16 protein-coding genes are annotated in these 13,191 nt (G+C 66.1%); 7 read left to right on the top strand and 9 right to left on the bottom strand.

Translation table 11 applies throughout. The features are described 5' to 3' along the window. Nucleotides 1-3: 3 nt before the first annotated feature. A complete protein-coding gene (locus tag ACSYAO_RS13120; RefSeq protein ID WP_049462143.1) occupies nucleotides 4-897 on the top strand; it encodes a mechanosensitive ion channel family protein in 894 nt (297 codons plus the stop codon). Between the two features lie 132 nt (nucleotides 898-1,029). On the opposite strand, the gene ACSYAO_RS13125 is transcribed toward ACSYAO_RS13120, so the two are convergent. From ACSYAO_RS13125 to ACSYAO_RS13145, 5 genes are all read right to left on the bottom strand, one after another. Continuing rightward, nucleotides 1,030-2,145 (bottom strand): alkene reductase, encoded by a 1,116-nt coding sequence (locus ACSYAO_RS13125; protein ID WP_049462155.1) that lies wholly within the window; start codon nucleotides 2,143-2,145, stop codon nucleotides 1,030-1,032. A 139-nt stretch (nucleotides 2,146-2,284) separates the two neighbouring features. After that, the gene (locus ACSYAO_RS13130) at nucleotides 2,285-3,160 is read right to left on the bottom strand and encodes an EcsC family protein (protein WP_049462142.1); all 876 of its coding nucleotides are present in this window, start codon (nucleotides 3,158-3,160) and stop codon (nucleotides 2,285-2,287) included. Nucleotides 3,161-3,319: 159 nt separating this feature from the next. Next, a complete protein-coding gene (gene orn, locus ACSYAO_RS13135; protein ID WP_049462141.1) occupies nucleotides 3,320-3,892 on the bottom strand; it encodes an oligoribonuclease in 573 nt (190 codons plus the stop codon). A gap of 74 nt (nucleotides 3,893-3,966) precedes the next feature. Further along, nucleotides 3,967-4,491 (bottom strand): tRNA adenosine(34) deaminase TadA, encoded by a 525-nt coding sequence (tadA, locus tag ACSYAO_RS13140; RefSeq protein WP_032129512.1) that lies wholly within the window; start codon nucleotides 4,489-4,491, stop codon nucleotides 3,967-3,969. A gap of 75 nt (nucleotides 4,492-4,566) precedes the next feature. Further along, nucleotides 4,567-4,926 carry a winged helix-turn-helix transcriptional regulator gene (locus ACSYAO_RS13145; RefSeq protein ID WP_032129513.1) on the bottom strand — a complete coding sequence of 120 codons (360 nt, stop codon included), beginning with the start codon at nucleotides 4,924-4,926 and terminating at the stop codon, nucleotides 4,567-4,569. Between the two features lie 78 nt (nucleotides 4,927-5,004). Here ACSYAO_RS13145 and ACSYAO_RS13150 point away from each other — a divergent pair, with 78 nt between their 5' ends. From ACSYAO_RS13150 to ACSYAO_RS13160, 3 genes are all read left to right on the top strand, one after another. Continuing rightward, nucleotides 5,005-5,772, top strand: coding sequence for an NAD(P)H-dependent oxidoreductase (locus ACSYAO_RS13150; protein WP_134950669.1), 768 nt, complete (start codon nucleotides 5,005-5,007; stop codon nucleotides 5,770-5,772). Between the two features lie 68 nt (nucleotides 5,773-5,840). Then, nucleotides 5,841-6,278, top strand: a complete 438-nt coding sequence (locus ACSYAO_RS13155) for an acetyltransferase (protein ID WP_049398283.1) — start codon at nucleotides 5,841-5,843, stop codon at nucleotides 6,276-6,278. Between the two features lie 58 nt (nucleotides 6,279-6,336). Then, nucleotides 6,337-6,543: a hypothetical protein gene (locus tag ACSYAO_RS13160; protein WP_005410107.1), complete on the top strand. Its 207-nt coding sequence runs from the start codon at nucleotides 6,337-6,339 to the stop codon at nucleotides 6,541-6,543. Nucleotides 6,544-6,564: 21 nt separating this feature from the next. On the opposite strand, the gene ACSYAO_RS13165 is transcribed toward ACSYAO_RS13160, so the two are convergent. Then, nucleotides 6,565-7,071, bottom strand: a complete 507-nt coding sequence (locus ACSYAO_RS13165) for a GNAT family N-acetyltransferase (protein ID WP_049462139.1) — start codon at nucleotides 7,069-7,071, stop codon at nucleotides 6,565-6,567. 258 nt (nucleotides 7,072-7,329) lie between these two features. Here ACSYAO_RS13165 and ACSYAO_RS13170 point away from each other — a divergent pair, with 258 nt between their 5' ends. The 3 genes from ACSYAO_RS13170 to ACSYAO_RS13180 are packed head-to-tail and all read left to right on the top strand — an operon-like array spanning nucleotide 7,330 to nucleotide 10,005. Continuing rightward, complete coding sequence (locus ACSYAO_RS13170; protein ID WP_049462154.1) at nucleotides 7,330-7,986, top strand: hypothetical protein; 657 nt, start codon at nucleotides 7,330-7,332, stop codon at nucleotides 7,984-7,986. Nucleotides 7,987-8,026: 40 nt separating this feature from the next. Continuing rightward, on the top strand, nucleotides 8,027-8,680 hold the full coding sequence (locus ACSYAO_RS13175; protein WP_049462138.1) for a hypothetical protein: 654 nt from the start codon (nucleotides 8,027-8,029) through the stop codon (nucleotides 8,678-8,680). Beyond that, the gene (locus ACSYAO_RS13180) at nucleotides 8,677-10,005 is read left to right on the top strand and encodes an XVIPCD domain-containing protein (protein WP_049462137.1); all 1,329 of its coding nucleotides are present in this window, start codon (nucleotides 8,677-8,679) and stop codon (nucleotides 10,003-10,005) included. The genes ACSYAO_RS13175 and ACSYAO_RS13180 overlap by 4 nt, the downstream gene beginning before the upstream one ends. A 54-nt stretch (nucleotides 10,006-10,059) precedes the next feature. On the opposite strand, the gene ACSYAO_RS13185 is transcribed toward ACSYAO_RS13180, so the two are convergent. The 3 genes from ACSYAO_RS13185 to ACSYAO_RS13195 all read right to left on the bottom strand — a co-directional run bounded on the left by ACSYAO_RS13185 (nucleotide 10,060) and on the right by ACSYAO_RS13195 (nucleotide 13,024). Then, nucleotides 10,060-11,328 (bottom strand): hypothetical protein, encoded by a 1,269-nt coding sequence (locus ACSYAO_RS13185; RefSeq protein ID WP_329916225.1) that lies wholly within the window; start codon nucleotides 11,326-11,328, stop codon nucleotides 10,060-10,062. A gap of 97 nt (nucleotides 11,329-11,425) precedes the next feature. Continuing rightward, entirely contained in the window at nucleotides 11,426-12,430 is a 1,005-nt protein-coding gene (locus tag ACSYAO_RS13190; RefSeq protein WP_049462136.1) for an XVIPCD domain-containing protein, read from the bottom strand. Between the two features lie 57 nt (nucleotides 12,431-12,487). Then, complete coding sequence (locus ACSYAO_RS13195; RefSeq protein WP_010484878.1) at nucleotides 12,488-13,024, bottom strand: hypothetical protein; 537 nt, start codon at nucleotides 13,022-13,024, stop codon at nucleotides 12,488-12,490. Nucleotides 13,025-13,191 lie beyond the last annotated feature (167 nt).

Here is a 13,191-nt window from a genome sequence, read left to right on the forward strand (position 1 = left end):
CGCATGATTGCCACTGCCCCACCCGCCCCCGCCGCAACACCCTGGTTCCACTCGCTCGATTGGGAACGCCTGCTGGAGACCTACGGCGTGCCATTGCTGGCCGCGATCGTGGTGCTGCTGGTCGGCATGTGGGTGGCGCGACGCCTGTCCAACGCGATGCCACGCGCCACCGCGCGCATGGGCGTGGACCCGATGCTGGGCAACTTCCTGCGCAACGTGGTGTACGCCGCGTCGCTGGTGATCGTGGTGGTACTGGCGATCGGCACGTTGGGCGTGCAGATCACCCCGCTGCTGGCTGTGCTCGGCACCGCCGGGCTTGCGGTTGGCCTGGCACTGAAGGATTCGCTGTCCAACATCGCCTCCGGCGTCATGCTGGTGACGCTGCGCCCGTTCCGCGTCGGTGATGTAGTGACGGTGGCCGGACAGACCGGCACGGTGCGCGAAGTGCGCATCTTCCAGACCGTCATCACCGGTGCCGACAACCAGCACACCACCATTCCGAACACGCTGATCACCGCTGCGCCGATCATCAACCTCACCGCCGAGCCGACCCGCCGCGTCGAACTGGTGGTGGGCATCGGCTATGAAGACAACATCCAGCTGGCGCGCGACACCGCGCTGGCGCTGATGAAGGCCGACCCGCGCGTGTTGCAGACGCCGGCACCGGACGTAGTGGTGTACGAACTGGGCGCGCACGCGATCAATCTTGGCATCCGCTGCTACGTGAAGTCGGCCGACTGGTTCGGTACCAAGGTCACGCTGCTGGAACAGCTCAAGCTGGGCTTCGACAAGGCCGGCATCAACATCCCGTATCCGCAGCAGGACATGCACCTGTACCTGCATGGCAAGGATGGCGGCGTGGTCGAGGCCGACGCGCTGGTGCGCGACAAGCCCTGATCCCAAACAGAAATGCCGGCCAGCGGCCGGCACTACCCTGCCCCGCACATCCTGGTAGTGCCGGCCGCTGGCCGGCACCCACCCCATCTCCATACATCGGTAGTGCCGTCCGCTGGCCGGCAGCCTCCGAGATCAGGCGGTGACGCTTTCTTCCAGCGTCGCGTAATCGGTGAACCCGACCGCACCACCGCCGAAGAACGTTGCGCGATCCGGCGGGTTCAGCTCCGCCCCCAGACGCAGGCGCTCGGGCAGGTCCGGGTTGGCGATGAACGGGCGACCGAAGCCGATCAGGTCGGCCCAGCCTTCAGCCAGTGCCTGCTCGGCGCGCTCGGCGGTGTACTTGCCGGCGTAGATCAGGGTGCCTGGGTAGACCATGCGCAGCGCCTGCTTGAACGCCACTGGCATCAGCGGTGCGTCATCCCAGTCGGCTTCGGCGATGTGCAGGTAGCCCACGCCCAGCGCACCCAGCAGGTGCGCCGCGGCCAGGTAGGTAGCCTGCGGCGTATCGTCCACCGCGCCCTGCAGCGTCGTCAGCGGCGCCAGACGAACACCGACGCGGTCACCACCGGCTACTGCAGTCACCGCCTGCACGACCTCGCGCAGGAAACGCAGCCGGTTCTGCAGCGAGCCGCCATAACCGTCGCTGCGCTGGTTGGCCTGCGAGTCGATGAACTGGTTGATCAGGTAGCCATTGGCTCCGTGCAGCTCAACGCCATCGAAGCCGGCGGCCAGCGCATTGCGGGTGGCCTGCGCGTAGTCGGCGATGATGCCCGGAATCTCGGCCTCGGCCAGCGCGCGCGGCATCGAGTGCTGGATCATCTCGCCCACGCCCGCTTCCGGGCCGGCGCCGGTGGGGTCGACAAACACCTTCACGCCCTCGGCCAGCAGCGCCGACGACGACACCGGCGCGGCACCACCGGGCTGCAGCGCGACGTGCGAGACCCGACCCACGTGCCACAACTGGGCGTAGATGCGACCGCCGGCAGCGTGCACGGCGTCGGTCACCTGGCGCCAGCCCTGCACCTGCTCGCCACTGTGGATGCCCGGGGTCCAGGCATAGCCCTGGCCCTGCGGGCTGATCTGGGTACCTTCGCTGACGATCAGGCCCGCGCTGGCCCGCTGCGCGTAGTAGGCGGCCATTTCCGCGGTGGCAACGTTGCCGTCGGCAGCGCGCGAGCGGGTCATCGGCGGCATGACGATTCGGTTGGGCAGGGTCAAGGCGCCCAGGCGGTGGGAGGTGAACAACATGGCGGACATCTCTTGCGGGGGGGGTGCCAGCAAGAATGGGGACCGCCTGCGAAAGGCAACAGGCGTGTTATGGCAAAACAGTTGTGCCCGGCAGGCAAGGATGGCCTGGCATGAAGGCTCATCCATGCATGGCGTGGATCTACTCCAGGCGGGGTTCTATCCTGATCGTGCCATGCGCTACGCGGTCATAGCAGGTGCGCACCACGTCTTCGCCGTACTTGCGCTCCAGCCGGCGCACGATGAAGTGGCCGCGCGCCATGTCCTGGTAGTAATCGGTGAACATCGTATTGAGCGTCGCACCGGCAGCGGCACCCACGATCGGCACCGCCTGTGCGGCGAATTTCTCGGTGACCACCACGCCGAAGCGCGCCGCCACCTTCTCCACCATCTTCGCCAGCAGCTTGCCGGCTTCCTTCGGCGCTACGCCCAGGGTCAGGTCGCGGCCGGTCACCACGCGCCCGGCCAGCTCGGCCGACAGATGGCGCATCACATCGGTGGTGAAGCCCCGGGCCAGGTAATAACCAGTTTCGCTGGCGTCATCGCGCGGCGAGTTGCCACCCAGCGCGAACACCTCCAGGCAGGCCTGGCGGGTGCTGAACTCGGACAGGTCGAAGCCCTCGCTGCGGGCCACGTCGGCCACCGCGCGCATCATGATGGTGGTCGACACCGGCAGCTCGATGAACAGCGCGGCAAAGCCAAAGGCGCCGCCCACCGCACCGGAGGTCGCTGCGGCCAGCTTGTGCCAGCGGGTGGACGCCCCCTTGCCGGGGGTGTTGTCCATGCTCCACAGCGCCGCCTGCGCCGACTTGGTCAGCGCCGCCTGCACCGCGCCGTGGATGCGGTTGGAGACCGAGCTGGGCAGCGCCTTCACCGCGAACTCCAGCGGCGTGCCGACCAGATTGGCCATGCGCGCGGTCAGGGTCGGCGCTTCCAGCAGGGTCACCGCCCGCTGCAGGTCAGACCAGTCGCGGGCGTCGTGGGCAATGTCGCGGGGAAGCAGGATGGGCTCGTTCATGGCGCCGATCTTAGCGCCAGGGAGTTGAACGGAGGGTAGTGCCGGCCGCTGGCCGGCAACCTGATACACCTCACGAAGGCCGCTGAATTGCCGGCCAGCGGCCGGCACTACCAGTTCGCGTGTCACCCGGTAGCGCCGGGCCATGCCCGGCGTCGTTGTTCAGGCAACCGGCAGCCCCGACAGCGCGCCCATGAACTGGCGGTAGTGACGCAGCTCGGCGATGGAGTCATGCACATCGCTCAGCGCGGTGTGGTTGCTGTTCTTGCCGACGCCGGCGGCCACGGTCGGCGCCCAGCGCTTGGCCAGCTCCTTCACCGTGGACACGTCCAGGTTGCGGTAGTGGAAGTACTTCTCCAGGCGCGGCATCTGGCGGTGCAGGAAGCGGCGGTCCTGGCAGATGGAGTTGCCGCACATCGGCGACAGGCCGGCCGGGATCCACTGCGCCAGGAAATTCACCGTCTGCGCTTCAGCTTGGGCAAGGGTCACCGTGCTGTCCACCACACGCTGCCACAGGCCCGAACGGCGGTGCTGGTTGCGGTTCCACTCGTCCATCGCTTCCAGCGTTTCCAGCGGATGGTGGATGGCGAATTCCGGACCTTCGGCCAGCACGTTGAGCTGGGCGTCAGTGACTAGGGTGGCGATCTCGATGATCGAATCGTTGTCGGTATCCAACCCGGTCATTTCCAGGTCGATCCAGATCAGTCGTTCGTTGGCCGCGCCGTTGTCCGCCATGTGTCGCCTCGTTGCTGGGCAGGCGCGCGGCCTACCGGTGATGGAAAGAGGCACCCATCATACCCGTTCGCCCCTCAGCCCTCGCTGGCGTGGTCTTCCAGCAACAGCGGCGGCTTGCCACGCTTGGCGCGGAAGTAGTTGGTCAGGCGCATGCTGGCTTCCTTGGCCAGTACCCCACCGTGGATCTCCACCCGGTGGTTGTGGCGGGCATCGCCAATGAGGTCGAACACGCTGCCGCAGGCACCGGTCTTGGGGTCGCTGGCACCGTAGACCAACCGTGCAACGCGCGCGTGCACGATCGCCATTGCGCACATCGCACACGGCTCCAGGGTCACATACAGCGTGCTGCCAAGCAGGCGATGGTTCGCCAGCAATTTTCCGCCCGCCCGCATGGCCACGATCTCGGCGTGTGCGCTGGGGTCATGCGAGGCGATGTTGAGGTTCCAGCCCTCGCCCAGCAGTTGACCGTCGGCACCGACCAGCACTGCACCCACCGGGATCTCGTCGAACTCGCGTTGTGCGCGCTCAGCCAGCGCCAGCGCGTGGCGCATCCAGTGTTCGTCGGTGTCGTGCACCGGCACACCCAGGGCGTCGGTCATGGCGGTTCTCGCGTGTCTGCAGGGCCAGGATGGCCGCCGGGGCCGCATTGTACGCCCGCAGCCGTGCAGGCGCCGCTAGCGCGCGTCGAAGCGCTCGCGGGCAGCGTCCAGCGCCGGGAAATTGTGCTCGGCCCAACGGTCCAACGCGGTCAGGGTGTCTACCAGACTGCGCGCAACCTCGGTCAACCGGTACTCCACGTGCAGTGGCTTGCCGCCCAGATCGCAGCGCTCGATCAGACCGTTGCGCTCCAGCTGCCGCAGGGTCTGGGTCAGCACCTTCTGCGAGATGCCTTCGATCTTCCGCAGCAGCGCACCATTGCGTTGCGGGCCCTCGGCCAATGCCGGCAGCAGCAGCATCACCCACTTGCCGGAGATCAGTGCCAGCGCATCGCGCGCCGAGCAGTCGGCGGCATAGACATCACCGGGAAAGGCCATGGTTACCTCAAAGTGCGTAATTGCCGGAGCATGCCGGCATCGCGAGGATGGTCGCACACTCCACGAACACCTTGCCCCATGCGCGCCCTGATCCTGCTGGCCCACCCCGAACCCCGTTCCTTCAATGCCCACCTGGCCATGCAGGCGGCCGAGCAGCTGCGGCACAACCATCTGCAGGTGGACATGGTCGACCTGTATGCAGAAAGCTTCGATCCGCTGGAAGCGGCCTGGCACCATCCACGGCGCCTGCAGCCCGAGCGCTTCGATGCCCAGCGCGAACAGCGCTACAGCGCCGAACACGACCAGTTGCCCGCCGATGTGCGGCATCACCTGCAGCTGCTGCAGGCCGCGGACCTGGTGATCCTGCAGTTCCCACTGTGGTGGTTTGCGGCGCCGGCCATCCTCAAGGGCTGGCTGGACCGCGTGCTGGTTTACGGACCGATGTACAACAGCCGGCAGCGCCACGAGCGCGGCGTGATGCGCGGCAAGCGTGCGCTGCTGAGCGTCACCACCGGCTCATCGGCACGGGCGTGCGCGCTTGATGGCCGCGAGGGTGACACCCGGTTGCTGCTGTGGCCGTTGATGTACAGCCTGCGCTACGTCGGCTTCGAGGTGATGGAACCGCATGTGGTGCATGGCGTGCGCTCAGGGCTTGCAGCGGAACGCGTGCAGGCCCACGACGAAGCATTGGTTGCAGCCACCCTTTCCTACCGCGAGCGACTGTCGCGATGGCGGCAGTGGCCGACCGTGCCCTTCAACAACAGTGAGGACTTCGAGGATGGTGTGGCGCTGCGCGCGGAAGCGACTGCCTACAGTCCCTTCATCGGCCATCGCAACGCCGGATGAATCCGCACCTGCAAGCACGGCCGGAAAGCTTCATACTGCGCATTCCTGTCAAGCACCTTGGTGAACACATGAGCACCCTCCGTCCCTCTCGCGCCGACGACGGCGCCGCCCTTGTCGATCTCTGGCGCCGCGCCGTCGACGCCACCCACGACTTCCTCAGTACCGAAGACCGCCAGGCCATCGATGCCGAAGTGGCCGCTTTCCTGCCGCAGGCGCCGATGACCGTCGCCGTCAATGCACAGGACCAGCCGCAGGGATTCATGCTGATCGACGGCACCCACATGGAAGCACTGTTCATCGATCCGGACGTGCGCGGCACCGGTATCGGTCGGCAGCTGCTGCAGCACGCACTGGCCCTGCACCCGCAGCTGAGCACCGACGTCAACGCACAGAACGCGCAGGCCGTGGGCTTCTACCTGCGCATGGGCTTTGTCGAAACCGGTCGTTCGCCGCTGGATTCGCAGGGCCGCCCGTATCCGCTGATCCACCTTCGGCATAAGGCCTGACATCCGTTGGCAGCAGCTGCGTGTTAGCGTGGCTGCTTTCGATCAAGGAATGCCGTACATGGATGGTGCAAAAGCCCTGTTGACCCTGTTTGCGCTGGGCATCAGCCTGGTCTGGATCCTGGTGCCGTTCGCCATCTTCGCCGTGCGCAACCTGCTGCGTGAGGTACTGGTCGAGCAGCGTCGTACCAATGAACTTCTCGAGCATATCGGCGGCTACCGCATTCCGAAACCGCAACCCGAACCGACCGTCTGGCGCGCGCCCTGAGCGGGGCACGCCCGCCGTGGCTCAGGCTGTCGCCTCGAAAGCCGGTGAGTACTGCACCTCGCCCTGAGCCAGCGGAGGCTGCAGGCAAAGCGCCTGGAAGTACTCCGCCGGCACGCCCGGCAACACCAGGCCCGGCTCGGCACGGAAGCCGAAGCGCCCGTAATAGGCCGGCTCGCCCAGCAATACACAGCCATGCGCACCCTGCTGACGCAGTGCTTCAAGTGCGGCGCGCATCAGGGCCGCACCGATGCCCTGCCCCTGCCACGCGGGCAGTACCGAGATCGGGCCCAGACCAAACCAGCCCGTGCTGCCATCGCTGACCGTCACCGGCGACAGGGCAATGTGACCGACCACCTGGCCCTGAGTTTCGGCGACCAGCGAAATGCTCAACTCCCCGCGGGTGCGCAGGGCGTCGACGATGAACTGCTCGGTGTGGCTGCTGTGCGGGGCTTCGCGGAAGGCGGCCTCGGTGAGTGCATGGATGGCGGCGTGGTCGGCCGTGGTTTCGGTGCGGATCATGCAGTTCAAGAGAACGCCTTTGATAATGTGATGAGTGCGTGAATTATTGATTTACGTCGCAGATTCAACCGCGAGCAGCCCCTGCCAGCAAGGCTGGCGCGACGCCCGAATCCCCTGTGCTGCAATCGATTCGCCGGAATACACCGCATCGCGCGCGTCAAAAACCCGTCGCGACGGTGGCGCAGCGTTCCTGACACGCTCCATAATCGAGAAACCTGTCACCTAGGAAGGATATATGGACATGGACGCACGATGCAGGATCAGGCCATGGGAGTAGCGCTCCCTGAAAGGAAAAGGCAGCCGCTGCTGGCGTTGCTCGCCCTTATCCCACTAGCCGCATGCTCGCCCTATGCTGATGCCGAGCGCGACGTCGCCGCTGGTGGACGCGGCCTGGCCAAGCTCAACCCATCACCGCAGCAAGGCTACGAGCTGGTGCTGACACTGAAGGATGCCCCCGGTCCCTTCGCGGTGGTCGAGGGCGTTGCCCAGTACGACGCACGCAACTACGCAGCATGTGGGCGGATCGTACCTGCAACGGGCACTGCGGGCCGCATCACCAGTCAGGAACCTATCGCACTGCGCCAGGTGGGCGAGAACGAATACCGCGGCACGTTCTACCTCGACCGAATGCAGGACGAGGATTACTACGGGCGTGGTGTCTGCCATTGGGCGCTGACGGGAGTCGGTGCGATGTTGCGCGCTACGACCGGCGAGGCGGATATGCGATTCCTGACGTTCATCGACAAGGAGCGCATGGAGAACGAGTCTCCTCTGACGCTCTACTACCCAAAGTTGATCTATCCACTCGCCGCCACCGTCGCCAACTATGGCGCCAGTGGCGAGGAGAATCCATCAGAGTACAGCGAAGATCTGCGCGACGCGCTGTTCTCGACCACCACCACTGTGCAGAAACTCGCGCCATGAGCTGCCAGTTCAACCATTCCTACCCCCAAGGAGGCCGACATTGCGCCACAAGATGATCCCGTGCCTTGCTCTGCTTCTATTGACCGCCTGCAATCCGGAGACCGCCATGAACCAGGAACGTGCCGCTGCTGAAGCCGATGTCGCCCAGGGTGGGCGTGGCCTCGCCAAGCTCAACCCCAGCCCGCGCAAGGCCTATGAACTGGTGCTGCGCCTGAAGGATGCCCCGGGCGACTTCGCGGTGGTCGAAGGTGTCGCGCAGTACGACGTCACCAACGAAGACCAGTGCGGCCACATCGAACCGGCCACCGGTACCGCCGCACGCATCACCAGCCAGGAGCCGGTGGAGCTGCGCAAGGTCGCCGACGGCGAATACCGCGGCACCGTGTACCTTGATCGCATGCTGGACGAGGACTACTACGGCCGTGGCGTGTGCAAGTGGGAATTCAGCGGCGCCGGCGCGATGCTGAAAGCCACCGGCGCCGAGGGTGAAACGCGCTTCCTGTCGTTCATTGAGGCAGCGCCGTTCGTCAAAGGCGAGACCGAAACTCGCCACTATCCTCGCGCAGACTATCCGCGTGTGAACGAGATTCCTGATTACGGCGCAAGCGGCCAGGAAGATCCCACCAAGTTCCGGCCTGAACTGCAGAATGCGCTGTTCTCCGCTTCGCTTGAAGCCAGTGAGGTGCGCCAATGAGCCTCAACAGCCAGGACTATGCTGCACTATCCGAAGATGCATACAAGGATTATGCGGTCGGTCGTCGTGCACCTGGTCAAGAAGAGATCGTCCCGATCAACGGCCACAAGTACAAGATTCTTGAGCATGTTGATAATCGACTGAACGGCTATCAGGGAACGATCTACCAGCGAGTCGACACCAATGAAATTGTCGTCGCACATCGCGGCACCGAACAGATCGCACGCGATGCAATTCTGACCGATGGTGGCATGGTCGTCGCCCGCACCAACGTGCAGGCTCCGGACGCCATCGCGCTGACTCAACGCGCCCTCGCCTACGCCAAGAAGGAAGGGCAGGATCTCGGACAACGTCCGCCCGAAGTTACCGTCACAGGCCACTCCCTCGGCGGCGCCCTGGCCCAGATCACCTCGCACCACTTCAACGTCAAGGGCGAGACCTTCAACGCCTACGGCGCGGTCAGCCTCAGCTACCGCATTCCGGAAGGCGGCAACACCATGATCAACCACGTCATGGCTTCCGATCCGGTCAGCGCCGCCTCGCCGCACTTCGGCCAGGTCCGCATCTACGCCAAGCCCGATGAGATCAAGACGCTCGCGGCAAATGGCTTCAGCAATCATGCCCTGCGTGATCTGATTCCGGACCGCCCGATCATCGCGGCAACCAGCTCGTTCGGCGCACACAAGCTGGGCAACTTTCTCGACGAAGGATCGGTGCTGAAGCACCCGGAAACGCAGAAGCTGGCGAAAGACAACGCCAAGATGATCGAGGAGTACCGCGACGACGTGGAATCACTGCGTCGTGGCGTCACCCGCGCGGCACGCGGCATCCCTGGCGGCGCCATCGATCTGTACGACCACATCCGTGGCCCGCTGCAACCCGGTGAGCCGGCCCGTCGCGAGGCGGAGAAGAACGGCCACCACACCAGCATGCTGCGCATGGACGATGCCACTCATCTTGGCAACCCGCTGTTCAACGACGCTATCCGTGGCGTGCATGCGCAGGACGTTCGCGTCGGCCGCGTGCCGGATGTGATGAGTACGCAGTTGGCCGGCAGCCTGGCGGCGGAGATGCACGCTGCAGGCGGCAAGCGCATCGACGAAGTGGTGATGAATGCCGATGCCTCGCGCAGCTTCGCGGTGCAGGGCCAGGGCGGCGACCCGGCGCATCTGCGCGTGTCGGTGGACACGGCCGTGGCGATGAACACCCCGCTGGAGCAGAGCAGCCAGCGCATTGATCAGCAAGCCGCGGGACAGCGCCTGGCACAGGACCGCGATCAGCAACTGGAACAACAGCAGAACCAGACCCGCAGCATGCAGGCCTGATGAACAGCGCGGGAGCCGGTCATTCCGGCTCCCGCGTCACTTCGGCCCTCTGCCTCAGGGGCTGGAGGCCGCGACCGGCGCGGACGCACCGGCGGTCACGAACAGATCCGGCCCGGAATCCGGGAAGCCACCACAGGCGCGATCGCCCGGTGCTACCGGATCACAGGGCCACTGCGCCCGCGCGACCTTCTCACGCAGCTCGAAGCGATCCCCAGTCCAGACCACAAAGGCCAGGTGCTCGCGGTTCCAGTCACTGTAGGCACGCGGACCGACCTTCTGCGCCGTCTCCGGGTACTGCACGAACCAGCGCATGGCCGGGCCGTACTGCAACTTGCTGTGGTCCAGGCTGATCCGGCCGTCGCGCGACAGCTGCCGCGCACGATCGGCCTCCGTCACCTGGGGCATGGCCGGCATGGCATCGGCGGTCACATCCCTCGGCGCGGCGTCCCCGCGAACCTGGTACACACGCTGGGCCACATAGGCCTCGCGACAGTCACCCGCTGGCACACGTACCGGCTCCGCGCCGTACTCATCGCGGTTGGCGACCCGGTCGCTGCAGGTGAACGGTGCCGACACCAGGTAGAACGTGCTGTCGGCGTCGCGTCCTTCCAGCGAGCGCACCCAGATGTCGCCCATCCGCGCGATGAAGTCCGGGCGCTGGCCGTAGCCCGGCACCGCCTTGAACCAAACCTTCTGTTGCACCTCACGCTCGCGCCAGCTGCGCGGCAGGTGGATGTCCTGCTGGGGCAGCGCGACCAGCAGCGCGGCCAGATGCGCCGGCATCGTGCCCTGGCAGGCGCCGATCAGCAGCTCGCCTTGGGCCGCCAGCCGCCCAGCAAGATCCACCGGGCAGCGGGCACCAAGCGCACGCTCGGTCGCCTGCTCGGGCGGCAACGGCGCGATGACCAAGGCGGGTGGCGCGGGAGCTACCGCCGGGACGGCTGGCTCGACGACAGCAGGCGGTGCAGCGACAGGCGCCGCCGCTGCGGGTGCAACGGGCACATGCGTCGGGTCTGCAGCCGGCGCCGGCTGCGCGTCCACCACTGGTGTCGCAGGAGGTGTCACGGCAGCCGGTACATCGGGAGCCGGCGCCGCGACAACGGCTTCGGTGGCCATGGGCGCTGCAACAGGTGCCATCCCTGCAGGCGCGTCAACGATCGCCTCGGCGGCGATGGGCGCCTCCACGACGGGCGCCGCTGTCTCCTGAGCCTGAGCCGACGCCGCGGCAAGTCCAAGTGACAGAAGCCAGAGCGGCGGCAGGCGGCGCACGGATGCATTGCAGCAGACAGCGGCGTGCCGGGCATTCGAGGGAACGATTCGCATGTGGTGTCCTTCCGAGTGGGTTTCCATGTCGGCGCCACAGGGCGCCACGCGTCGTACGTAAAGCGCCGGCGGGTCCCCTGCCCGCCGGCATCAGGTGTTACAGGGATCGAGAACGCTGCTCCTGCTCGCGGGCGAGCGCGGCCGCCGGGTCCTGCTGGGCGACACTGGCAGCCAACTGCTGGCTGCTCTGCGCCAGCGGCTGCTGGGCGGCCTGCTCCCGGTCAACGGACGCACGCAGCATCGCCGGATCTCCCAGCGTGCCCTGCACCGCAAACAGCGTGCGCCCGTCGTTGCCCGCCAGCAGATGATCGATACGCGACAGGCCGGCTTTATGCGCCCCCAGCGCCAATGCGCCAGCGGTATTGTCGAGCTCTTGTGCGCTGCGCAGTCCACTCTGTGCTCCCATCTGCTGCAGGCGTCGGCGTGCATCCTCGAACAACGCGTTGCCGGGCTCACCGGTCTGCGACATGTCTCGGGGAACACTCTGCGCCGGCGCACCGACCTCACCCCGCTCCAGCCGCGCCATCACATCCGGCGTCAGCTTCTGTTGCCAGACCTCGAAGCGTTGCCGGCGAGCCTCAATGCCATTGAACGCGCCATTGAGCGCATGCGTTGCCTCGCGCACATCCTCGCGCGCCGCCTCCGGTACCCGCGTCTGCCACTGCCACACCGCAATACGGCCTGCGTGCTCGGGCTGCGCGGCCAGTTCCGGCTGATTCACCAGGTCCAGATCCAGCGCCTTGCCGGCACGCTCGTAATTCTCCTTGCCGACCAACGGCAGATAGCCGCGGCCGTGGTACTTCAATGCGTCGCCGGGCACATCATTGCCCATGCGTCCGCCGTACATCAGCTCAGCCAGGTTTTCCGGGCGGCCACGCAGCGCTTCCTGGCGGGCGCTCTCCAACGCAGCGTTGCCATTGCGCCACGCAGCTTCCACCGGGATCTGCGAGATTCCCCGGGTGAAGTTGAAACTTTCATTGAGCCGGCTCAAGCCGCGCGACTCGTGCCCTGCCTGGGCCATGAAATTGGCCAGTTCAAGCGGGGAGTCGATGCCGGCTTTGGTCGCCTGCCGCAACAGCTGCGACTCTCTATCGGTCGACACAGTGCAACTCCTGAATCTTCATCAGCGCGGATTCCCTTCCGCCGGTTGGAGCTTGGCTCATGGAAGCGACACCTCCGCGACACTGGACGGGTCGAAGTCCTCGAACCGCACCCTGCCCAGCTCCGCCACCGAGTAATCCCGGATGTTGGTCGCTTCGGTCTCGATATCCACGACCTTGCGTCTCACCCCGTCCACCCAGCAGGCCTTGTCCGCGGGCGCATAGCGGAACCGGTAGGTGCTGCTCCAGCGCTCGCGGCTACCGCCGTTGGTGATCACGCTGAAGGTGCCCTCCTCGACCATTGCATACGCAAAAGGGTCGCCGGCCAAGCCACCTCGGGTGGAACACGGCACCAGCTTGTCGTTGCGCGCGGCCAGCTGCCAGCGCCCGCGCCCGTCACCGCGTAGCAACAGCAGCACCCGGTTCGGTCCGTGTTGGCCGGGCACCAGCCCTTCCGGCGTCGGCTGGTCGATGACCAGCAGCTGATACTCGATGCCATCGCCGTTGAGCTCGCCCCTGACGGCTTCCAGCAGGTTCGCACCGGACGGAACAAATGCCAGGGCATCGTCCATGTGTGCGCCAACCCTGTCTTCCATCCCCTCCCACTCCTTCAATATCGTCCCGCCGATGCTCGCGTCGTAGGCGGGCATAGTGGCGTTGCCCAGTCGCGCCAGTCACCCTGCAGGTGCGGATGATAGCTCCGGGAGCACCATGGCAGCGTCGGTGGCATGCGTCACCCGTTGAGCGGAGGGACAGGGTCCTC

The organism is Stenotrophomonas sp. STK16_22 (assembly GCF_051984505.1).
Taxonomy (GTDB): domain Bacteria; phylum Pseudomonadota; class Gammaproteobacteria; order Xanthomonadales; family Xanthomonadaceae; genus Stenotrophomonas; species Stenotrophomonas maltophilia_A.